General features: G+C 33.4%; 21 protein-coding genes. 10 read left to right on the forward strand and 11 right to left on the reverse strand.

The genetic code is table 11. The features are described 5' to 3' along the window. Positions 1–43: 43 nt before the first annotated feature. A complete protein-coding gene (locus QW060_RS10185) occupies positions 44–739 on the reverse strand; it encodes a DUF4294 domain-containing protein (protein WP_290363472.1) in 696 nt (231 codons plus the stop codon). An 80-nt stretch (positions 740–819) separates the two neighbouring features. Here QW060_RS10185 and QW060_RS10190 point away from each other — a divergent pair, with 80 nt between their 5' ends. Continuing rightward, positions 820–1,914, forward strand: coding sequence for a M42 family metallopeptidase (locus QW060_RS10190; RefSeq protein WP_290363473.1), 1,095 nt, complete (start codon positions 820–822; stop codon positions 1,912–1,914). 32 nt (positions 1,915–1,946) lie between these two features. Here QW060_RS10190 and QW060_RS10195 read toward each other — a convergent pair whose 3' ends face one another. From QW060_RS10195 to QW060_RS10210, 4 genes are all read right to left on the reverse strand, one after another. After that, complete coding sequence (locus QW060_RS10195) at positions 1,947–2,663, reverse strand: response regulator transcription factor (protein WP_290363474.1); 717 nt, start codon at positions 2,661–2,663, stop codon at positions 1,947–1,949. A gap of 26 nt (positions 2,664–2,689) precedes the next feature. Further along, positions 2,690–4,300, reverse strand: a complete 1,611-nt coding sequence (locus QW060_RS10200) for a sensor histidine kinase (protein ID WP_290363475.1) — start codon at positions 4,298–4,300, stop codon at positions 2,690–2,692. A gap of 70 nt (positions 4,301–4,370) precedes the next feature. Beyond that, entirely contained in the window at positions 4,371–4,955 is a 585-nt protein-coding gene (coaE, locus tag QW060_RS10205; protein WP_290363476.1) for a dephospho-CoA kinase, read from the reverse strand. Continuing rightward, positions 4,955–5,950, reverse strand: coding sequence for a glycosyltransferase (locus QW060_RS10210; protein ID WP_290363477.1), 996 nt, complete (start codon positions 5,948–5,950; stop codon positions 4,955–4,957). The genes coaE and QW060_RS10210 overlap by 1 nt, the downstream gene beginning before the upstream one ends. A gap of 253 nt (positions 5,951–6,203) precedes the next feature. On the opposite strand from QW060_RS10210, the gene porX reads away from it, so the two are divergent. The 4 genes from porX to QW060_RS10230 are packed head-to-tail and all read left to right on the forward strand — an operon-like array spanning position 6,204 to position 9,784. After that, complete coding sequence (gene porX, locus QW060_RS10215; RefSeq protein ID WP_290363478.1) at positions 6,204–7,754, forward strand: T9SS response regulator signal transducer PorX; 1,551 nt, start codon at positions 6,204–6,206, stop codon at positions 7,752–7,754. Position 7,755: 1 nt separating this feature from the next. Then, positions 7,756–8,163 carry a tRNA (adenosine(37)-N6)-threonylcarbamoyltransferase complex ATPase subunit type 1 TsaE gene (gene tsaE / locus QW060_RS10220; protein ID WP_290363479.1) on the forward strand — a complete coding sequence of 136 codons (408 nt, stop codon included), beginning with the start codon at positions 7,756–7,758 and terminating at the stop codon, positions 8,161–8,163. A 7-nt stretch (positions 8,164–8,170) separates the two neighbouring features. Then, positions 8,171–9,367: an alanine dehydrogenase gene (locus QW060_RS10225; RefSeq protein WP_290363480.1), complete on the forward strand. Its 1,197-nt coding sequence runs from the start codon at positions 8,171–8,173 to the stop codon at positions 9,365–9,367. Between the two features lie 42 nt (positions 9,368–9,409). Then, a complete protein-coding gene (locus QW060_RS10230) occupies positions 9,410–9,784 on the forward strand; it encodes a DUF4258 domain-containing protein (RefSeq protein ID WP_290363481.1) in 375 nt (124 codons plus the stop codon). A 48-nt stretch (positions 9,785–9,832) separates the two neighbouring features. Here QW060_RS10230 and QW060_RS10235 read toward each other — a convergent pair whose 3' ends face one another. From QW060_RS10235 to QW060_RS10245, 3 genes are all read right to left on the reverse strand, one after another. Beyond that, a complete protein-coding gene (locus tag QW060_RS10235) occupies positions 9,833–10,312 on the reverse strand; it encodes an Lrp/AsnC family transcriptional regulator (protein WP_290363482.1) in 480 nt (159 codons plus the stop codon). A 77-nt stretch (positions 10,313–10,389) separates the two neighbouring features. Then, positions 10,390–11,523, reverse strand: coding sequence for a M14 family zinc carboxypeptidase (locus QW060_RS10240; RefSeq protein WP_290363483.1), 1,134 nt, complete (start codon positions 11,521–11,523; stop codon positions 10,390–10,392). Positions 11,524–11,587: 64 nt separating this feature from the next. Continuing rightward, complete coding sequence (locus QW060_RS10245; RefSeq protein WP_290363484.1) at positions 11,588–12,190, reverse strand: NDR1/HIN1-like protein; 603 nt, start codon at positions 12,188–12,190, stop codon at positions 11,588–11,590. 342 nt (positions 12,191–12,532) lie between these two features. Between QW060_RS10245 and QW060_RS10250 the strand changes: the two genes are divergently transcribed. Genes QW060_RS10250 through QW060_RS10260 form a run of 3 tightly spaced genes read left to right on the forward strand, consistent with a single transcriptional unit; the run spans position 12,533 to position 14,636 of the window. Further along, positions 12,533–13,027, forward strand: a complete 495-nt coding sequence (locus QW060_RS10250) for a helix-turn-helix domain-containing protein (RefSeq protein ID WP_290363485.1) — start codon at positions 12,533–12,535, stop codon at positions 13,025–13,027. A gap of 28 nt (positions 13,028–13,055) precedes the next feature. Beyond that, positions 13,056–13,718, forward strand: coding sequence for a fused MFS/spermidine synthase (locus tag QW060_RS10255; protein WP_290363486.1), 663 nt, complete (start codon positions 13,056–13,058; stop codon positions 13,716–13,718). 33 nt (positions 13,719–13,751) lie between these two features. Then, positions 13,752–14,636, forward strand: a complete 885-nt coding sequence (locus QW060_RS10260; protein ID WP_290363487.1) for a transporter — start codon at positions 13,752–13,754, stop codon at positions 14,634–14,636. Between the two features lie 52 nt (positions 14,637–14,688). Here the strand turns inward: QW060_RS10260 and QW060_RS10265 are convergent, their stop codons facing one another. Further along, positions 14,689–15,954 (reverse strand): aminotransferase class I/II-fold pyridoxal phosphate-dependent enzyme, encoded by a 1,266-nt coding sequence (locus tag QW060_RS10265; protein WP_290363488.1) that lies wholly within the window; start codon positions 15,952–15,954, stop codon positions 14,689–14,691. A gap of 380 nt (positions 15,955–16,334) precedes the next feature. On the opposite strand from QW060_RS10265, the gene QW060_RS10270 reads away from it, so the two are divergent. Continuing rightward, positions 16,335–16,574, forward strand: coding sequence for a hypothetical protein (locus QW060_RS10270; RefSeq protein WP_290363489.1), 240 nt, complete (start codon positions 16,335–16,337; stop codon positions 16,572–16,574). Positions 16,575–16,636: 62 nt separating this feature from the next. Here QW060_RS10270 and QW060_RS10275 read toward each other — a convergent pair whose 3' ends face one another. Together QW060_RS10275 and corA are read right to left on the reverse strand one after the other, a co-directional pair. After that, positions 16,637–19,048 carry an alpha-ketoacid dehydrogenase subunit alpha/beta gene (locus QW060_RS10275; RefSeq protein WP_290363490.1) on the reverse strand — a complete coding sequence of 804 codons (2,412 nt, stop codon included), beginning with the start codon at positions 19,046–19,048 and terminating at the stop codon, positions 16,637–16,639. A 212-nt stretch (positions 19,049–19,260) separates the two neighbouring features. Beyond that, on the reverse strand, positions 19,261–20,343 hold the full coding sequence (gene corA / locus QW060_RS10280; RefSeq protein WP_290363491.1) for a magnesium/cobalt transporter CorA: 1,083 nt from the start codon (positions 20,341–20,343) through the stop codon (positions 19,261–19,263). A gap of 65 nt (positions 20,344–20,408) precedes the next feature. On the opposite strand from corA, the gene hutI reads away from it, so the two are divergent. Continuing rightward, the gene (gene hutI / locus QW060_RS10285) at positions 20,409–21,647 is read left to right on the forward strand and encodes an imidazolonepropionase (protein WP_290363492.1); all 1,239 of its coding nucleotides are present in this window, start codon (positions 20,409–20,411) and stop codon (positions 21,645–21,647) included. Positions 21,648–21,804: the final 157 nt, after the last annotated feature.

A 21,804-nucleotide genomic window follows, 5' to 3' on the forward strand; every position in this document is an offset into this window, starting at 1 on the left:
CTTTTGCTTCCTACAAATATACGAAGTAATTTTTCTTTTAAAACTATTCTTCCGGATAATAGCCCGAATCTCCGAGTTTAATCTTCCAATCGGTTCGCAATTGTGAAAGGTTAATATTCTTAGCCGGATTTCTGTAATCAATTTTTCGTTCGGCCGTAAGTTCTAAAAGGAGTAATTCTATGTAAAAATCTTCCAGTGTTTCTTTTGGATTATACTTTGTTTTAAGATTAATGTCAAACAGTTTTGCTGTCTGATTAGACCAAAATGCAGTCCAGCCGCTTTTAAATTCTTTTACAAGATCAAATGTAGTCTGCCCTGTCTGACGGTTGATTAGTTTTACAAGAATCTGACCGTCTTTTCGTGAAAGTTTTTTCAAACGGTCTTTAAATTGTTTCTCCAAATAATCTTCAGAACGCTTGATATAGGCATTTCTACGTTTTTTCGTATCCATCTTTGCCAGATTTTCATTAAGAATAAGCAAATTATCAGAAGTAGCCACTACATACGGATAGACTCTGAGAATACGTCTCTTCAAAACATTCATTGTTTTGACGCGTTCCATTTCTTCTTTAGAGAAATTAATCATCATTTCTGGTAACAGGAATTCCTGTTCTATATCTCCGTTATCAAGAAGAGTACTGGATATTGTATCTGCATATTTTTCCCAGTCGTTTACAACCTGAGCCTGTAAACAGTTACTAAAAAAAATTCCGACTATAAATATTAAAATCTTTTTCATTGCATAAAAATAACAATCAAATTTATTGATTATTTTAATACGCTTTAACCTAAATAATTAATTTTACAAAAAATTACAGGATGAACACAGAATCAATACTCAATACATCTTCCATCAAATTTCTTGAAAAATATTTAAACAATGCTGCTCCTACCAGCTTTGAAAAAGACGGTCAGAAAATATGGATGGAATACATACAGCCTTATGTTGACAAATTTCAAACTGACACTTACGGTACCTGTGTTGGTATTATCAATCCATCAGCTTCCTTTAAAGTAGTTATTGAAGGTCATGCAGATGAAATTTCCTGGTATGTAAATTATATTACTGATGACGGATTTATCTATGTAATCCGAAACGGTGGCAGTGATCAGGTTATTGCTCCTTCTAAAAGAGTCGCAATTCATACTAAAAAGGGAATAGTAAAAGGGGTATTTGGCTGGCCAGCCATTCATACCAGACTGCGCAATCAGGCAACGGAAACAATCCCTAAAATAGAAACTATTTTTATCGACTGCGGATGCTCTTCTAAAGAAGAAGTTGAAGCATTAGGTGTTCATGTAGGTTGTGTAGTCACTTATCCGGATACCTTTGAAATCCTGAATGGAAATAAGTGGATTTGCCGTGCCTTAGACAATAGAATTGGTGGCTTTATTATAGCCGAAGTAGCCCGCTTATTAAAAGAAAACAATATTTCACTGCCATTTGGTTTATATATTACAAATTCCGTTCAGGAAGAAGTCGGATTAAGAGGGGCTGAAATGATCGCGAAAACCATTAAGCCAAATGTGGCTATAGTTACTGATGTTGGGCATGACACCACAACCCCAATGATTGAGAAGCGTATTGAAGGAGATATAAAAATTGGAAAGGGACCGATCATTGTATATGCTCCTGCAGTACAGAATAATCTGAGAGAATTGATTATTGACACTGCTGAGCAACGCAAAATTCCTTTTCAGAGAAGTGCTAAATCGAGAGTCACCGGAACCGATACGGATGCTTTTGCCTACAGCAATGGCGGAGTAGCTTCTGCACTGATTTCATTACCACTGCGCTATATGCATACTACAGTAGAGATGATAGATCAGACCGATGTAGAAAATACTATAAAGCTTATTTATGAGACTTTATTAAATATCAGAAACGATCATTCATTTTCTTATTTTGAATAAAAAAATCCCGAATGCTGCCATTCGGGATTTTTTTATTCGTCTTTGTTTTTGATAACCAATCTAAAACCTTCTCCGTGTATATTCAGAATTTCAACTTCTTCGTCAAGTTTCAAATATTTACGAAGTTTTGCAATGTACACATCCATACTACGAGAAGTGAAATAATTATCATCTCTCCATATTTTAGTCAATGCTACTTCACGAGGCATTAAATCATTTTCATAAAGAGCCAGCATTTTCAGCAATTCGTTCTCTTTAGGTGATAATTTGATTGGTTCTTCATTTTCGAAAGTCAGGAATCTCAATTTTGAATTAAGATGAAACTTACCGATTTTGAATTCAAATTGTGTATTTTCTGCTTTTACTTCAGACGTTTTACGTTGCATAATCGCTCTGATTTTCATCAATAAAACTTCTGAATCAAAAGGCTTGTTTAAATAATCATCAGCTCCAACCTTGTATCCTTTTAAAACATCTTCTTTCATAGTTTTTGCTGTCAAAAAGATAATTGGGATTTCTTTGTTTTTGTCTCTGATTTCTCTTGCTAATGTAAATCCATCTTTATAAGGCATCATTACATCTAAAATACATAAATCGAATGTTTCTCTTTTGAATTTTTCAAATCCTTCCATTCCGTTTTTTGCAAGTGTTACCTCAAATTCATTCAAGGTAAGATAATCCTTAAGTATAGCACCGAAGTTCGGGTCATCTTCGACTAAAAGGATTTTTTTTCCAATTGTTGTTTCCATATTTAAATATATCTGTTGTTGTTTACTTAATTTATCAAAGGGAGTTTTATAACAAACGTACTTCCTTTTCCTTTTTCGCTTTCTACATATATATGGGCATTATGATCATCAATGATTTGCTTCACATAAGCCAAACCTAATCCATGTCCTTTTACATTATGCAGATCGCCTGTATGCTCTCTGTAAAATTTTTCAAAAATCCGCTTTTGAGCTACTTTGCTCATTCCTGCACCCTGATCCTGAATTCGAATCAGTATAAAATCTTTTACATTCTCCGTATAAATGTCAATTTGCGGAGCCTGTATGGAATATTTTATAGCATTGTCCAGTATGTTTACCAATACATTTGTAAAATGCATAGGACTTACCAAAGCGGTATCACGAACAGCGTTTAAATGTAATCTTGCTTCTCCTTCCCTGTCTTCAATAATCAGCATTACGTGATCAAGAGCTATTTCAACCAATTCATTGATTTCGGTTTTTTCTTTTTGAATATCCAATTCCCGCTTTTCAAGCTTGGAGATTCTCAGAATGTTCTCAATCTGTGCATGCATTCTTTTATTTTCGTCACGGATCATTTGCAGATAGCGCATTACTTTTTCATTATCGTCTATAATTTTCGGGTTCTTTATAGCGTCTAAAGCTAAGTTAATGGTTGCTATCGGAGTTTTAAACTCATGGGTCATATTATTGATAAAATCCGTCTTTATTTCGGATATCTGACGTTGTTTTATCAATTGATTGATCGCACTGATATAAGCAGCAATAATAACAAAAGTGAATAATAATGAGATTAATACAAAAGGTAATAAATCTGAAAACAAATATTTTGATTTTTCAGGAAAACTGATATATAACTGATATTTTGTATTATTTTCCAGATCCTGTAAAATAGGTACAGAATAGGTTTTATTTTCATCATATACAAAATTGCTGGACTTAATGGTTGTTGAAAGTCCATTACTGTATATACCGTATTCAAAATGTGTATTTATGCCATTTTCCAAAAATTGTTCTGTCAAAATTTCTTTTAACTGATCATTTGTTATACGTTTCTCTATAGGATAAGAAGCAACCATATCGTTGAATAACATATTATAAGTTATTCTATTGATTTCATCGATCTCTCCTTCCTTTTCAATTATTTCGTCCGGTACACTTTCAGATCGAAATGAACGACTGGATTCTGTATCAAAAGCATCATCAAAGCTCTGCTTATCTCCGTGATAAATTTCTGTGCGGCGTTTAGAAGTATAATTTCTTAAAGAAATACTTTCTTTCTTACTGTCAAAGAACGATCCTTTTAAATTGTAATCTTCGAATGAAATAGTATTGGAATAAACAATTTCACGATTGGTTTGTTTATCTTTTTCAAAGTAGAAGATTTCTTTTATATCTTTTTTACCGGGGATTTTACCGGTTTTATTAATAAACTCGTTAAATTTCTTATCATAATCATAACGTTCCCTATCTTTAATCTGATCTGCAACTTTACCAATAATTTGTGTTACATGCAGCTTAAATTGGTTATCGTTGTTAATATACGATGTATTAATCCAATATAATTGAACAAGAATAATACCGATAAGTGATAAACTCATCAATACTACTAAAAATTTAAACTTATATTTATTCATTTTATTACACAAATTTAACATTAAATTTTTAACATAAAAATTTCGTTAACTGAAAATTAACATTAATTTTTTATCTTAAAATACCTTTCAAAATCATCTCTATTTCAAAAAAGGTCTGTGTTAAGTCAACATTATTCACAACAAAATTTGATAATTTTATTTTTTTTGCATCTGAAAACTGATTATTTATTCTGTTTTTAACCTCTTCTTCAGAAATACCATCTCTTTCTACAACCCTTTTGATACGTACGGGTTCCGGAGCAGTTATCAGAACAGTAAAATCACAATTTTTATAAGCGCCTGACTCAAATAAAATGGCACTTTCTTTCACAACAATTTCATTTTTTCCCAGCTCAGCAATACATTTATCAAAGTCACGGGCAACCGCAGGATGAATGACAGCATTTAATTCTGTAAGCTTATCAGGATTATTAAAAACAATCGAAGCTATTCTTTTTCGGTCAAGATAACCGGATTCGTCCACTACATCTTCATCGAATATGTTTTGAACCTGACGAATCATTTCAGGCTGCTCCATAATTCTTTTGCCGGCTTCATCAGCATAATATACTTTATACCCTAAAGTTTCTATATGTTTCATCACAGTCGTTTTCCCACTTCCGATACCACCTGTTAAACCTACTATTATAGCCATTATTTAAAAAACATTTCAGGCATTGCTTCCTCTGCCTTTTGATTTAAAACAAATAATTTGAAATTTGATTTTAGAAAACCTGATCCATACCCATAGAACTGAATTAAAGTAGCAATAATTGCGTATGCAGCAATTTTAAAATCTTTCGTTCGCAACAAAGCACTAATATACAACACTATAAAATAGAGAACAAACAATGCTCCCATATAAAAATTTCCCAATACAGCACTACTAACAGCTAAAATAAAGAACAGACAAAACAAAGTAGGAAACCAAAAAGTAATTTTGGAATACTCGGGATAGCGTTGGTTAAGAATTGGTCTCGCTTTTCCAAATTTATTAACCTGTCTGTAAAACTTTTGCCAATCAATACGCCTTTTATGGTAAACATAAGCGGGTTCAAATAAGCGGGTTTCATACCCCATTTTCCATAAGCGTATGACCAGATCAGGATCTTCGCCGGGATGTATTTTACCAAATCCCTGAGTTGCCTCAAAAGCCTTTTTAGAAAGTCCCATATTGAAGCTTCTGGGTTGAAATTTACCTATCTGTTCAGACCCTCCTCTGATTCCGCCAGTGGTAATAAAAGATGTCATAGCAAAATTAATTGCCTTTTGTATATCGGAAAAAGAAGCCGCAGCATTATCAGGACCTCCAAAACAATCTACATAATCGTTTTTCAGACATTCATCTACTTTTTGTAAATAAGAATCAGGCAGCAAACAGTCTGAATCAAGGATAATAAAATAAGACCCTTTTGCTTTTTGCATTCCATAGTTACGTGAAGCTCCAGGTCCCGAATTTTCTTTATAATAATAAGAAACAGAAAGCAGGTCACGGTATTTATTTACGACATTTTCACATGATAATGAAGAACCATCCTCTACAACAACAACTTCAAAATCATTTTGATAGGTTTGCTGCGACAGACTTTCCAGCAGCTCTTCAATTTCGTCTGGTCTGTTGTATACAGGAATAATAAAAGAATAGATCATTTTTTTACATAAAAAGCAAATTTATAAGGAAAACTTATAAGTGTAAAGTTTATTAACACTTAATAAATAAAATATTTTCCATTTTTATTAAATAGAATCCCAATACCATCAATTTATAAAAATTTAGTAAAAGTTTATTACCATATTAATTGACGAATATGTAATTTAGTTCCTTAATATTTTAGCATTTCCTTTCTGTTTTCTATTGTTTGTACATGAACAGATTGAAATTTAAATAACAAAAAAAAGAACTATGAGCACTATAAAGATACTTTGGGTAGATGATGAAATTGATTTACTTAAACCGCATATCATTTTCTTAGAAAAAAAGAACTATACAGTAATAACAGCTAATAACGGGCAGGATGCGCTGGATCTTTTTGAAAAAGAAAATTTTGACATTGTTTTTCTCGATGAAAATATGCCGGGACTCAGCGGACTGGAAACATTGTCTGAAATAAAAGAAAAAAGATCTTCTGTTCCGGTAATTATGATTACCAAAAGTGAAGAAGAATATATTATGGAAGAAGCTATTGGTTCTAAAATAGCTGATTATCTTATAAAACCCGTAAATCCGAATCAAATCCTTTTGAGCTTAAAGAAAAATCTGGATCACTCAAGATTGATATCAGAAAAAACATCTTTGGATTACCAAAAAGAATTTCGAAAAATTGCAATGGATATGATGAGCGTCAATTCTCATGAGGGATGGGCTGATTTATATAAACGCCTTATTTTCTGGGAAATGGAACTCGAAACCATCGATGACCAGAATCTAACACAAATTCTGGAAAGTCAAAAACTGGAAGCGAATATTCAATTCGGAAAATTTGTTGAGAAAAACTATGAAGATTGGATTAATGATGATGAAGAAGCACCCATGTTTTCACATAAAGTCTTTTTTAAACGGGTAGTTCCAGAATTGCGAAAAGACGAAAACGTATTATTTATTGTTATAGACAATTTGCGCTATGATCAATGGAAGGCATTTGAAAACAGTATTACCAACCATTATAAAATAGAGAAAGAAGATTACTTTTACTCTATTCTACCAACGGCAACACAATATGCCCGAAATGCTATTTTTTCAGGACTTACTCCGTTACAAATGGAAAAACAGTTGCCTCAATATTGGAAAAATGATGTTGATGAAGGCGGTAAAAATTTGTATGAAGCAGAGTTTCTGAAAGAACAATTACACAGGTTGAGATTGAATATAAAACACGAATATCATAAAATAACCAACCTTAGAGACGGTAAAAAATTTGCTGAGAATTTTAAATCAATGAAAGACAATAAACTTGTGGCTCTGGTATATAATTTCGTTGATATGATTTCTCATGCAAAAACAGAAATGGAGGTAATTAAAGAATTGGCGGCTAATGATAAAGCTTATCGGTCTTTAACTCAAAGTTGGTTTAAAAATTCTCCTCTGTTTGAAATCATACAACAAGCACAAACCTTAGGATTCAAGCTTATTATTACAACAGATCATGGAACGATCAACTGTAAAAACCCTTCAAAAGTAATTGGCGATAGAAACACCAGTCTCAATCTGCGTTACAAGACAGGTAAATCTCTTACTTATGAAGAAAAAGACGTTTATGCTGTCAAAGATCCTAAAAGAATCCAACTACCGACAATCAACATCAGCAGTTCCTATATTTTTGCAAAAAGTGATTATTTTCTGGCTTACATCAATAACTATAACCATTACGTAAGTTATTTTAAAAACACCTACCAGCACGGTGGTATCTCTTTAGAAGAAATGATTGTTCCATTTATTATTTTAAATCCGAGATAAAATGAAATTTACTTTTTCACTTCAGGAAATTGATAATATTGCAGAAAAAATAGTACATTTAAGTTCCTCAAAAATATTTTTGTTTAACGGAGCTATGGGAGCCGGAAAAACCACTTTCATAAAAGCATTAGCAAAACAAATGGGGATAAATGATATAGCAAACAGTCCTACCTTTTCTATTGTAAACGAATACCATACAAATGAAGGACAGCCCCTATATCATTTTGATCTGTATCGGTTAAAAAATGAAGAAGAAGCATATGATATAGGATTAGATGAATATTTTTATTCCGGAAACTATTGTTTTATAGAATGGCCTGAAAAAGCATCGCACATTATACCGGAACAGTATCACACTATCGACTTTGAAATAATAGATGAAAACACAAGAAGGATAACGTTTATCTAAATAAATTATGGGAATTACAACACCTTTTTCCAAAAGAGAATTGATGCCGCAGGAAGAAAAATTAGATATCCGTAAAAAAAGGGGTAAACTTTTTATTGGGATTCCAAAAGAGAATTTTAAAATAGAGCAACGTATCTGTCTGACGCCTGAAGCTGTCAATATGCTTGTGACGTATGGTCATAAAGTTCTCATCGAATCCGGTGCCGGAACACATGCGAGTTATACTGATAAAGAATATAGTGAAGCAGGTGCTCAGATAACACAGGATCCTAAAAAAGTATTTTCATGCCCCATTATTTTAAAAGTGGAACCTCCGACACTGGAAGAAATTGCTCTCATGAAAGCAAAAACATATCTTTTTTCTGCCATTCAACTCAAAACACAGAAAAAGGAGTATTTTCAGGCATTGGCAAAAAAGAAAATTACCGCACTGTGTTATGAATTTATTAAAGACCGGGAAGGTGCCTACCCTTTTCTGCAGGCGATCAGCGAAATTGCCGGAATTGCTTCTATACACATTGCAGCTGAATATATGACCAAATGCAACGATGGTAAAGGCTTATTATTTGGAAACATCACGGGTGTACCTCCTACAGAAGTAGTAATTATCGGAGCTGGCACGGTGGCCGAATTTGCGGCAAGAACCGCTTTGGGTCTTGGAGCTAATGTAAAAGTATTTGATAACTCTATCCATAAATTAAAAAATCTGCAAAGAGTATTGCCGTATCGTATTTTTACATCAACCATTCAGGAAAAAGTCTTACTAAAATCATTGATGCGCTGTGATGTCGCTATTGGAGCCATCAGAGGAGCGAGCCGTTCTCCGATTATTGTTTCTGAAACAATGGTAGAGCGCATGAAAGGTGGGGCAGTTGTGATTGATGTATGCATTGATAATGGAGGCTGTTTTGAAACTTCAGAAGCTACAACTCATGAAAATCCAATAAAGACCAAATATAATGTAGTACATTATGGCGTACCCAATATCACATCCCGCTACTCTAAAACAGCGACATTAGCCATAAGCAACATTATTTCTCCCTACTTATTAGAATTAAGTGAAAACGGCGGATTGGAAAATGCTTTAGAATATGATAAAGCAATCCGATCAGGAGTATATATGTATCAGGGAATTTTAGTAAATCAGCAAATTGGAGAATGGTATGGATTGGATTATAAAGATATTAACCTTTTTGTCCTTTAAATAAGGATATAAATACCTTATCTTTGCTCAAATTTATTTTAAATGAAGTTCTCACAAAGATTAGCTTATTACCTGCTCGGTTTATTGATCGGGGGAATGTTTTTATATTATTTTCTCGATGCAAAAGATACCCGTTTTTGCTATTTACCCAATTGCCGTGTTTTAAAAGAATTAAGATCCAAACCTTTGCATTTCACAAAAGAAGCTGAGGAAAACATGAACACCTTTACCATAGATGACATTAAAAAAAGTCTGACCTACGGCGATGTTGATTTTTCTAAAAGTAATGTATCCAAAGGTAACGGAAAGCTCTATATAATTGAAGGAAAAGACCAGAATATGAAAGATATCACCATTTACATGGTCAATTACTCCGACAAAGTAGTATTGGAAAAAGTTGAATATACTAAGAAATAAAAAAACAGCTCATATGAGCTGTTTTTTTATTTACATCATTACGATTTTCTACAAATCTTTGAAGATCGTATGCATTAAACGTTTCTTATCATTGATGCTTTCTTCTAAAGAAATCATTGATTCGGTTCTGTAAACCCCTTCAATATCATCAATTAAGAAAATAACTTCTTTTGCATGACGTGTGTTTTTTGCACGGATTTTACAGAAAATATTAAATTTACCTGTAGTTACGTGTGCTACTGTTACAAAAGGAATATTATTGATACGCTCTAAAACAAATTTTGTCTGAGAGGTATTATGCAAGAAAATTCCTACGTAAGCGATGAATGAATATCCTAATTTTTCATAATCCAACGTTAAAGATGAACCCTGAATAATTCCCGCATCTTCCATTTTCTTAACACGTACATGTACTGTTCCTGCAGAAATCAGCAATTTTTTTGCAATATCTGTAAAAGGAACTCTCGTATTATCAATCAGCATATCTAATATCTGATGATCAATTTCATCTAATCGAAATTTACTCATAAAACAATTTTTATCTACTTCTAAAATTTGAGGTCAAAAATAATATATTATCTTTAAATATTTTGCATTTTTTAATGTTATTTTTGTTCTTTTAGTAAATCATTAACACTAATTAATCCATTTTTTAGAAGATCAAACTTATTTATACGAGAAACATGATAAATATCATCTACAGTAGCATCTTTTTCTAACGCTGCCAAAACTTCCAGATGACCCTTTTGAGTAGGTAAAATCAATTCATGATCAACATTCGCTTCAAAAAAAATCTCATGATCTCTTAAGACCTCTTTATATTGCACACCAGTGCGCTCACCATTTATCGGATTAACAAAAACAACATCGTTAAATATCTTAATATTTTCTGGTATTTGCAAATATTTACATAAAAAATCATTATCATCTGATTTATTAAGCAAATAAGCCAGACTTTCAAAAAGAGATACAAAGACTAATTTTCGAGTAATTTCTCTTTCATAATCTCCTGAATAATGTCCCGCTTCAAATAATACTGTAGGAATTCCTTTCTGCATAAAATAGTCCCCGATGCAGTTAACATTAAACGCATCATCAAATCTTCCAACCTGATCAGGAATATAGTACTGCAATTTTTCATTAATTGCCACTATCAATTTCATCACCTGCGCTCTAACCTCATTAACATCCCTGTTTTCATTATAAGAAGGCGCTAAAAAAGACATAGTAGCTGATTTGTTACCTACGCCGAAAATGGTACGCTGATCATGAAGATTGAAAGCAAAATGAGGCTGAAATTCATCGAAAAGCCTGTGCAATACTTTTGTTTCCGGCTGCGATTGCGTAACAGAATCTCTGTTCAGATCTATTTCATTGGCGTTAGACCTTGTATACAGTTCAGCTCCATCCGGATTTAACTGAGGTATTATAAGAAATGAAAAATGCCCTAAAAAAGAGGTCGCATCCCTATTTTCAGAAGCAAGGAAAAATAAAAAATCAATAAGACCTTTTGTAGTGGTAGTTTCATTTCCATGCATCTGAGACCAGAGGTATAATCTCTGCTTTCCATTTCCAACTCTAACCGAATAAATAGGCTTATCCAGTACAGACTTACCAGCTATATTTACCTCAAAATGTTCCGGAAGCTTTTTCAATAAGGCGAAAACATTTTCGTTTGTAACATACCTCCCCGATATTTCCTGCTGTAAGAAATCATCAGCTATATCAAATGTTCGCATATCTTAATTCAATTAAAGATTTATCAGGGATGAACTTAATTTTAAAAAATTGCCCATCTCCAGTTTATTTCTGCTGTAATCTTAACAACGTTTCAGGAGTTATCTGTTTCTCAAAAGAAAAATAACCCGGTGATTTAACCGATTTACCCGCTACTATTACCGTAGGCTTAACTTTAAAAGTCACTGTTGCTTTTGCATCTTTATCTCCTTTTAAAAACTGCAGAAAAACCTGCTCATTATTCGCCAGCAATTCATACACATTACCTTTCAAATTTACAGGTACCACTGTAGAACCTCCTCCTTCAATTTTTATAGGCTGATCAACTACTCCGTTAGCGATTTCAGTACCTTCAAATAAAATGATATAATCAAACTCGTTTACCGAGGCTTTACTTGAAGTAGGATTTTCAATTTTCACATTAATAAGAGCATTTAAGGGTAATCTTTTACTCAAAAACCCTGCAATGAATTTTGGCATTTTCGAGATATCATAATTCTTTGTAGCAATCATCTCATCAACAGCAACACCTGCTATTTTAAACTCATCAATTGATGCTACTGAAAATTTACATTCCGCTAAATTTTCCAATTCTTTTTTCTGTTCTCCAAATCCACAAGCAGATAATAAAAACAAAAAAAGCAATGATAGAATCCATCCGTTTTTCATTCTTTTTTTTCTGCGAAGATACATTTTAAGTATAAAAAAACTGGTTAATCTAATGATAAAATATACATAAACACATTTCAGAAAAACACTTTAGCAATTATAATCCAAAACGATACAATTTCAGACAAACCATAAGTTTACATTTGTAATATTTTTATTATTTACAAATGTAAACAAGCTAAATAAGTGTATATTAATTAATATTTATATTATTAAATTCCAGATAAATAAATAACATTAACTAAAGTAAAAATTTAATATGTTTACAATTTTAAACACACTACATTTCAATTGCTTTACAATTGTAAATTGCTTATTTTAGCATCCTAAAACTTGTTTTTTATGACTGATTTCAACATCCGCCTCAATGATATTTTAGTACATTTTGAACTTACGCCATCTCAGTTTGCAGACCTAACCGGGATTCAACGTTCAAATTTTTCACATATTATTTCTGAACGAAATAAGCCCAGTCTTGACTTTGTTTTAAAGATAATCGAAACCTTTCCTACTCTGAATTTGTATTGGTTACTACTCGGAAAAGGAAGTATGTTCCAACAAAAGTCTACTACTGAAAAGACAATTTCAGCCCTACCGCCCACTGCTTCAGAACCCCAAAAAGAGACAATAGAAACAGAGCAACATAATCAGGAATTTATTATTACAGAAGGAAGCAAACCCTTAGAAAATGTAAAAGAAATTCATGCACCTGACATTGACCTGCCTTCTGAATCAGCAAAACGCGAAGACCTGTCTTACCCTACTTCCAGAGATGCTCCTGAAGAAATCATTCTATTTTATAAAGACGGAACTTTCAAAAGCTTTCGTTCCAGATAAAAATTTATCTTTGAAAAAATTACATCTTATGATAAAGCGTCTTTTGAGTTATTTCTTTCCTATTCCTCATAAAGTAGTAAAGTCACCTGTAAGCGAACAACTCGAGATCACATGGCTGAATGGAAAACTGATCCTTGATACCAAACATGCCAATTACTCCTATGGCAGCTTACAAAAGATTTTGCACTATGGATTACAGCAAATTGGTTTTGATAACATCCGGGAGATGCAAAACATTTTAATATTAGGCGTTGGCGGAGGCAGTGTAATAAAAACCTTACTTGAAGAAATAAAATTTGAAGGAATGTTAACAGGAGTTGATTTGGATCCTGTTGTATTACAAATTGCCAAAAAGTATTTTGATCTCAAAGAAGATGAACAACTGAAGCTGTATCAGCAGGATGCTTTGAATTTTATTATGAAAAATAATGAGCAGTTTGATCTTATCATTATTGATATTTTTCAAGATATCATCATGCCCGATTTTCTTTTTGAAAAACCATTTATTGACCATGTAAAAAAAAGTATGAGTTTATCAGGAACCCTGCTTTTTAATACTATCGTATACAATCATCAAATTCAGGAAAAAATTGCTTTTTATAAGCATCATTTTCATCAAAATGACTATAAAATATATAGTTTCCCTGAAATTGAAGAAAAAAATGAATTAATTATCATACAAAAAAAATGATACCTATATTTGAAAATATAATTGTTCCACATTATGAAACACAGTCTTATTATAACCCTTTTTCTCATTTGTTTTCAGTCTTATGGTCAGTATACAACTGAAATAAATACAAACAGACCAAGCCTGTCAATGGGAGCCTATTCCGTCAGCAAAGGTATTATTCAGATTGAGACCGGATTGGGAATGCAGAAAGACAGCTATGACAGTGAAACATACAACGACCGGATCGGGGCAGATGTACAGCTGCGTTTTGGCGTAATGAACGAGAATTTAGAATTGATAGCGGATTTTAAATATGACGCTACAAATCAGACGGTGTATGCGACAGAAAATAAATTCAGTGGTTTCAGAAACGCAACAATTGGTGCCAAGTATCTTTTATATGATTCTTATAAAAATTATGTTGACAAGGTCAATGTTTTGAGCTGGAGAGCCAACCAGAGATATAAATGGAGAAGATTGGTACCTGCCGTATCAGTATTTGTCGGAGCTGATTTTAAGTCTGACAAGTACTGGCATCCGAATATGCCGGCAGCCTCCATAAAAGGTATGATCATCACCCAACAACATATTTCCAATCACTTATCATTTGTTACCAATCTGATTATTGAAAATGCAGAAAATGACGATTTCAGAAGTTATGGCTATATCGCAACCTTATCGTATGGATTTAACCAAAGATGGTCTGTATTTGCAGAAAATCAAGGTTATTTCCGAGAATATGAAGGCGAAAAGATTCCGTTTAAAGATGACTGTATATTCAGAGCTGGTTTTACGTTTTTAGTACACCGCAATTTGCAACTCGATATTTCAGGCGGAACAGGTATAGGTGATAATCCGCAAAAGTATCTGGGACAAATTGGTGTTTCATGGAGAAATCACAAGAAAATTATTTTTAAAGATCCTTACGAACTATAAATAAAAAAATCCATTCAAATGAATGGATTTTTTTGTTTATTTATGACTTTACTTATTCAGCACTTACGTCAACCGTAGTTTCTGCTGCAATTCTTTTATAAGTACCATCTGTTAATTTTTCTCTGATAGCTTCAAAAGCAGTAAGCGTTTCTTCAATATCTTCAAGTGAATGTGATGCAGTCGGTATAATTCTCAACAAAATAATTCCTTTAGGAATTACAGGATATACTACAATCGACAAGAAAATTCCGTAGTTTTCTCTCAGGTCATTTACCATCACCATTGCTTCAGGAATAGAACCTTCAAGATATACAGGTGTTACACAGGTATTTGTATCACCAATATTAAATCCTCTTTCTTTTAATCCATTTTGAAGTGCATTTACGTTTACCCACAATTTATCTTTTAATCCTGGATTGTTACGCAATAACTCTAAACGTTTTAAAGCTCCTACGGTTAAAATCATCGGTAATGCTTTGGCAAACATCTGAGAACGCAAATTATACTTCAGATAATCAATAATATCTTTATCTGCAGCAAGGAAAGCACCGATAGAAGCCATTGATTTTGCGAATGTAGAGAAATAAACATCAATTCCATCCTGACACCCCTGCTCTTCTCCTGCTCCTGCTCCTGTTGCTCCCAAAGTACCAAAACCATGAGCATCATCTACCAATAAGCGGAAGTTGTATTTTTCTTTTAAAGCTACGATTTCTTTTAGTTTACCCTGCTGTCCTCTCATTCCGAAAACACCTTCTGTAATCACTAAAATTCCTCCACCCTGCTCGTTAGCCATTTTAGTAGCTCTTTCAAGGTTTTTCTCTAAGCTTTCAATATCATTATGTTTATACGTAAAACGTTTTCCCATATGCAGACGAACTCCATCAATGATACAGGCATGCGAATCTACATCATACACAATAACATCATTTTTAGTTACCAAAGCATCAATTGTAGATACCATTCCCTGATAACCAAAATTCAATAAATAAGCAGCTTCTTTTTTAACAAAAGCAGCCAATTCATCTTGTAATTGTTCGTGAATTGTAGTATGACCAGACATCATACGAGCCCCCATCGGATAAGCAGCTCCGTATTGTAAAGCTGCATCCGCATCTGCTTTACGAACTTCCGGATGATTTGCCAACCCCAGGTAGTCATTTAAACTCCAGTTAAGAATGTCTTTTCCATGAAATTTCATTCTTGGTCCTAATTCCCCTTCCAGTTTTGGAAACACATAGTAACCTTCTGCCTGTGAAGCCCATTTTCCTAAAGGACCTTTATTATTATGAATTCTTTCAAATAAATCTTTTACCATTTTTATTGATAGTTTAAAAACGCAACAAAAGTAACTAATATTAAAATCTTATCATAATATTTCACCTCTTTTTAATCTGTAATAACCGCATTCAGAGAAAAGAATACAGAAAAAGGTAACTACGTGAAAAAAGAGCTACCTTTTTTAGTAACGAAAGCAAAAATACCTTCTTTTAACACTTTAATATTTCCAATTTTGTGGCATCAAAATTTAAAAAATTATAGAAGTGAAAGAATTATTAATTTTGAGAAGTGGAAACATTTACTTAAAAAGTATAGAAATTATTCGGAATAATTTTTATCAGATTAATTCAATAAAATTTAAGTATGGATGATAAAGAATTTTTGCAGAAAATATTGGATGAGCGTAAAAAATTTTGGTTGGATATATACCCAAAGATGAATATTCAAGAAAAAAAAGAATATTGGCTGAGTAGTACGCATAAAGGAATGAGGTTGCAGGCAGAGTCTTTTGCAGATCCATATTCTGAATTTTCTAAAAAATGGTATGATTTCGCAAAGGTGCATGAGCCAGAATTTGATGATATTTTTAATTATATTACTCAAAATTTGGGATTTGAATTTGATTGGGATGAGTATAGCAAGAGAATTACTCAATAGCTTTAAGTAGAAACGAAAAAATCCAGCACAAGGCTGGATTTTTTGTTTATATCAAAGTAGAATTAGTATAAACTCGGGAATTTTGCAGGATTTACTTCATGCATCATTTCATATACTTTTTCTACTACATCTTCTACACTTGGCTTTGAAAAATAATCGCCATCCGTACCATAAGCCGGACGGTGTTCTTTCGCAGTCAGAGTTTGCGGTTCGCTATCCAGGAACTTATATCCTTTTTGTTCTTCAATAATCTGCTGTAACAGATAAGCTGAGGCTCCTCCCGGAACATCTTCGTCAATTACAAGTAATCTGTTGGTTTTCTGTAATGATTTTACCGTATCATGGTTAATATCAAATGGCAGTAAAGATTGCGCATCAATAATTTCTACATCAATTCCAATTTCCATAAGCTCTTTTGCAGCCTGTTCAATAATTCTTAAGGTAGAACCATAAGAAATAATGGTAAGGTCATTTCCTTCTTTAATGGTTTCCACCACACCTACCGGAGTTCTGAAAGCCCCTAAATTAGACGGCATTTTTTCTTTTAAGCGGTAACCGTTAAGACACTCAACAACCAAGGCTGGTTCATCTGTTTCCAATAACGTGTTATAAAAACCTGCAGCTTTAGTCATATTTCTTGGCACCAGAACATGCATACCACGAATTGCGTTGATGATCATTCCCATTGGTGAACCCGAATGCCAGATTCCTTCTAAGCGATGTCCACGCGTTCGTACGATCAACGGAGCCTTTTGACGCCCTGAAGTACGATATTGTAAAGTAGCAAGGTCATCACTCATAATCTGAATGGCGTACAGTAAATAGTCCAGATATTGAATTTCAGCAATCGGGCGAAGTCCTCTCATTGCCATTCCGATTCCTTGGCCTAATATAGTAGCTTCACGGATTCCCGCATCACCTACTCTGCTTTCGCCATATTTTTCCTGTAGTCCCTCTAATCCCTGATTAACATCTCCAATATTTCCGGAATCTTCTCCGAAAATCAATACTTCAGGTCTGTTTTTAAAAATGGTATCAAAATTATCTCTTATGATAAGTCTTGCATCAACCTCTTCATTCCCATCATTATATACCGGAAGTACTTCTGCTATTGACGTAATTTTTTTGTCTGATTCAGAATAGAGATTTGAACTAAAAGAAGGTTGAATTTTAGCCGTATAGTCTTTAATCCATGCTGATAAAATAGTTTTATTAGCTTCATGAACCAATAAGCGCAATACTTTTCTTGCAGCTACTAAAAGATCTTTTCTGATAGGCTCTTTAATTGCTGTAAGTTCATTGCTGTACTTTTCAATAAAAACTTTATTGGAAGAACCGGCAGCAAGATTAGCAAGGATAGCAACCAATTGTTCACGTTCTGCTTTTATAGGATCCAGATAAGCGTTCCATGCCGCTTTTTTCCCTTCTAATACTTCTTTTTTAAGTTCCGCATCAAGAGTATCTAAATCTTCTGTAGCTGCAATTCCGTTTTCGATGATCCATTGACGCATTTTTGTCAAACAGTCAAAATCTGTTTCCCATGCCAGACGGTCGGTCGATTTATAACGTTCATGCGAACCCGATGTTGAATGCCCCTGAGGCTGTGTCAGTTCCTGAACATGAATTAATACAGGAATATGATTTTTACGTGCTATTTCTGAAGCACGGGCATACGTATCTACCAACGCAGGGTAATCCCATCCTTTTACCGTAAAGATTTCATAACCATTAGTATTTTCTTCTTTCTGAAAGCCTTTAAGGATCTCTGAAATACTTTCTTTAGTAGTCTGATATTTTGCATGCACAGAAATTCCGTACATATCATCCCATACACTCATTACCATTGGTACCTGTAATACTCCGGCTGCATTAATTGTTTCAAAAAACAATCCTTCAGAAGTGGAAGCATTTCCAATAGTACCCCATGCTACTTCATTCCCTTCAACAGAAAATTTATGTTCTGTATCTATCGTTTGTGAAAATTCACGGTATATTTTAGATGCCTGAGCCAATCCCAACAAACGAGGCATTTGACCCGCTGTGGGAGAAATATCAGCACTGGAATTTTTTTGTTCCGTCAGCTTTTTCCAATTACCATTTTCATCTAAACTATGTGTTGAAAAATGTCCTCCCATCTGGCGTCCACCTGACATCGGATCATGGTTCAGATCAGCATGTCCGTAAAGTCCTGCGAAAAACTGTTGGATATTCAATGCTCCTATTGCCATCATAAAGGTTTGATCACGGTAATAACCTGAGCGGAAATCTCCGTTTTTAAATGCTTTAGCCATTGCCAGCTGAGGCACTTCCTTTCCGTCTCCGAAAATTCCAAACTTTGCCTTTCCTGTTAAAACTTCTCTACGCCCCAATAAACTACACTCTCTACTGATACGCGCAATCTTATAGTCGTTTAGCACCTCTTTCTTAAAATCTTCAAAGGTTAAAGTTTCTTTTGTTTTAGCTTTTTCACTCATAATATATATAGACGAAAATTTACTTTAATTTTTAAATATGGCACGAATTTAAAAAATATGAATGTATTTTGCTAATTTTTAACCTACTAATATCTGTTTTGGGTATTGAAAAAAATTATAGATTATATATTTATATCTAAAAAAACAAAGAATAATTAATCAAAAAAAGCCTAAAAAGCCCATTTTTTAAATAATATATCAATAGTTATTCTCTAAAACCATCGCTTTCTTTTAAAATAATATACCATGATGACAACGAGTAAAAACATCACAATCATAACGGTATAATAACCATATTTATAACGCAATTCTGGCATTACATCAAAATTCATCCCATAAACACCAACAATAAAAGTTAAAGGCATAAAAATGACAGATACAATGGTGAGTACTTTCATAATATTATTCATTCTATGACTTTGCATGGAAAAATAATAATTAGAAGCATTGTCAAGCTGTTTAATATCATAATCTATCTGGTCAAGAATTTCTAATACTTTGTGGTACATACGGTTAAAATAAACCTGATTAACCGGATCTAAAAATTTGACTTCTTCATTGATATTGATATTGCGGATATTGAATACTACATCTTTCAAAGGCAACATCGCCCGCTTCATTTCATTAAGATTGTTAGACTGGTATTGTATAGCATTTAAAATAGCAATGTTATGAGATTTTTTGGTATCGTTTAGTATAATATCTACTTTGTCTTCTATTTCATCTAATGATAAAAAGGTATTTTCAGTAATGGCTTCTAACAGTAAATAGAGAAGAAAATCTTCCTGCTTTCTTCTCACTGATCCTACTTTCGTGCGTATACGCTCTCTGATGTGCTCAAACAAAGCATTCTTTTTGTCCTGAAAAGATAATAGCAGATTATCCTTTATGATAAAGCTTATCGGAATAATTTCAATTTTATCTTCAAACAGTTGAGATACAGTTGTTTTTAAATTAAAAAACAATAGCCCTTCCTGAGTTTCTACTCTTGATCTTCTCGAAATAATCAATACTTCGTTGAGAGTTGATAAAGGAACATCAAAAAAAGCAGCTATTTTCGGAAAAATAGACGGATCATTTAATCCATGAATATTAAACCAAACCATATCATTTTCATTAACTGATTGCAGTAATGGCAGAATATCTTCAAAACGTTGAGCGGTTTTTTCAATATAACGCTCTTCGTTATAAATGAACACCTGTAAATCTGTTGGTTCATCTACATACACTCCGTTATATTCCCACGTATAAGGCTGTACCGTTTTTATGGTTTTGGTTTTTACTCTTTTTGACATGTAATTTTTATTTTAAATATACCATATTTTAAAATATCCATAGTATTTTTACCTAAACTTTAATTATGACAACACTATTTATCAACATAAAAGAGCTTTTGCAGGTAAGAGAACAGACACCACATTTCTTAGCCGGAGATGAAATGAAAACACTACCTGTTCTTAAAAATGCTTTTCTCCGTATAGAAGATGATCTTATCAAGGATTACGGAGTGATGGAAGACCTTACAGATAGTACTGCAGACGTTACTATTGATGCTGAAGGCAAGACCATATTACCAACATGGATTGACAGCCATACCCATATTGTTTATGCCGGTAACAGAGAACAGGAATTTGTGGACCGCATCAACGGTTTGAGTTATGAAGAAATTTTTAACCGCGGTGGTGGTATTTTGAATTCAGCTAAGAAATTACAGCAGATTTCAGAAAGTGATTTATTTGAAGAATCCAAAAAGAGACTGGAAGAAGTAATGCTTCAGGGTACTGGTGCACTGGAGATTAAATCCGGCTATGGCCTCACATTAGAAGCAGAATTAAAAATGCTTCGTGTGATAAAGAAACTCAAAGAAACGTATCCCGTAGCTATAAAGTCCACTTTTTTAGGAGCACATGCCTTTCCTGCAGAATATAAAGATAATCATGAAGCCTATATAGATCTGATCTGTAATGAAATGATTCCGGCTGTAGCTCAGGAAAATTTAGCGGATTATATAGATGCCTTTTTAGAAACGGGGTATTTTTCAGTTGCTGAAACAGAAAAAATCATGCAGACTGGTCTTCAGTACGGATTGAGATCTAAAATCCATGTCAACCAGTTTACGGCTATTGGAGGAATCAAGAGTTGTGTAGAAAACAATGCACTGTCTGTAGATCATTTAGAAGTGGTAACTGATGAAGACATAGAAGTTTTGAAAAACAGCAAGACTATGCCCGTAGCTTTGCCTACCTGTTCTTATTTTATCTCTATTCCTTATACACCCGCCCGTAAAATGCTTAATGCGGGCTTACCGTTGGCATTGGCATCTGATTTTAACCCAGGAACTACACCATCAGGTAATATGAATTTTGTGGTAGCTACTGCATGTATAAAAATGAAAATGACACCGGAAGAAGCTATTAACGCTGCAACTATCAATGCTGCATATGCCATGGATTTACTTGAGAGTTATGGATCTGTGACAAAAGGAAAAAAAGCGAGCTTTATCATTACGCAGCCTTTGAGTTCCTATTATCAGATACCTTATGCATTTGGCAGTAACCTTATAGAGTCAGTATATCTCAACGGTAAAAAATGGTCTTAAAAAAACACACCAAAATTGCTTTTGGTGTGAAAAAATAGTTATGAAAAAGAATTTTAATCGATTAAATCGATTTATATTTACCATAAACAAAATTATAAATAATAGTTGTGATAATCAATAGGCTTTTTATCGTACAAAATCTAAACAACAATAGATT

The sequence above is a fragment of the Paenimyroides ceti genome (assembly GCF_030409925.1).

Coding starts and splice junctions, on each gene's coding strand:
- QW060_RS10185 (WP_290363472.1), bottom strand. CDS start 739: ATGAAAAAGATTTTAATATTTATAGTCGGAATTTTTTTTAGTAACTGT.
- QW060_RS10190 (WP_290363473.1), top strand. CDS start 820: ATGAACACAGAATCAATACTCAATACATCTTCCATCAAATTTCTTGAA.
- QW060_RS10195 (WP_290363474.1), bottom strand. CDS start 2,663: ATGGAAACAACAATTGGAAAAAAAATCCTTTTAGTCGAAGATGACCCG.
- QW060_RS10200 (WP_290363475.1), bottom strand. CDS start 4,300: ATGAATAAATATAAGTTTAAATTTTTAGTAGTATTGATGAGTTTATCA.
- coaE (WP_290363476.1), bottom strand. CDS start 4,955: ATGGCTATAATAGTAGGTTTAACAGGTGGTATCGGAAGTGGGAAAACG.
- QW060_RS10210 (WP_290363477.1), bottom strand. CDS start 5,950: ATGATCTATTCTTTTATTATTCCTGTATACAACAGACCAGACGAAATT.
- porX (WP_290363478.1), top strand. CDS start 6,204: ATGAGCACTATAAAGATACTTTGGGTAGATGATGAAATTGATTTACTT.
- tsaE (WP_290363479.1), top strand. CDS start 7,756: ATGAAATTTACTTTTTCACTTCAGGAAATTGATAATATTGCAGAAAAA.
- QW060_RS10225 (WP_290363480.1), top strand. CDS start 8,171: ATGGGAATTACAACACCTTTTTCCAAAAGAGAATTGATGCCGCAGGAA.
- QW060_RS10230 (WP_290363481.1), top strand. CDS start 9,410: ATGAAGTTCTCACAAAGATTAGCTTATTACCTGCTCGGTTTATTGATC.
- QW060_RS10235 (WP_290363482.1), bottom strand. CDS start 10,312: ATGAGTAAATTTCGATTAGATGAAATTGATCATCAGATATTAGATATG.
- QW060_RS10240 (WP_290363483.1), bottom strand. CDS start 11,523: ATGCGAACATTTGATATAGCTGATGATTTCTTACAGCAGGAAATATCG.
- QW060_RS10245 (WP_290363484.1), bottom strand. CDS start 12,190: ATGAAAAACGGATGGATTCTATCATTGCTTTTTTTGTTTTTATTATCT.
- QW060_RS10250 (WP_290363485.1), top strand. CDS start 12,533: ATGACTGATTTCAACATCCGCCTCAATGATATTTTAGTACATTTTGAA.
- QW060_RS10255 (WP_290363486.1), top strand. CDS start 13,056: ATGATAAAGCGTCTTTTGAGTTATTTCTTTCCTATTCCTCATAAAGTA.
- QW060_RS10260 (WP_290363487.1), top strand. CDS start 13,752: ATGAAACACAGTCTTATTATAACCCTTTTTCTCATTTGTTTTCAGTCT.
- QW060_RS10265 (WP_290363488.1), bottom strand. CDS start 15,954: ATGGTAAAAGATTTATTTGAAAGAATTCATAATAATAAAGGTCCTTTA.
- QW060_RS10275 (WP_290363490.1), bottom strand. CDS start 19,048: ATGAGTGAAAAAGCTAAAACAAAAGAAACTTTAACCTTTGAAGATTTT.
- corA (WP_290363491.1), bottom strand. CDS start 20,343: ATGTCAAAAAGAGTAAAAACCAAAACCATAAAAACGGTACAGCCTTAT.
- hutI (WP_290363492.1), top strand. CDS start 20,409: ATGACAACACTATTTATCAACATAAAAGAGCTTTTGCAGGTAAGAGAA.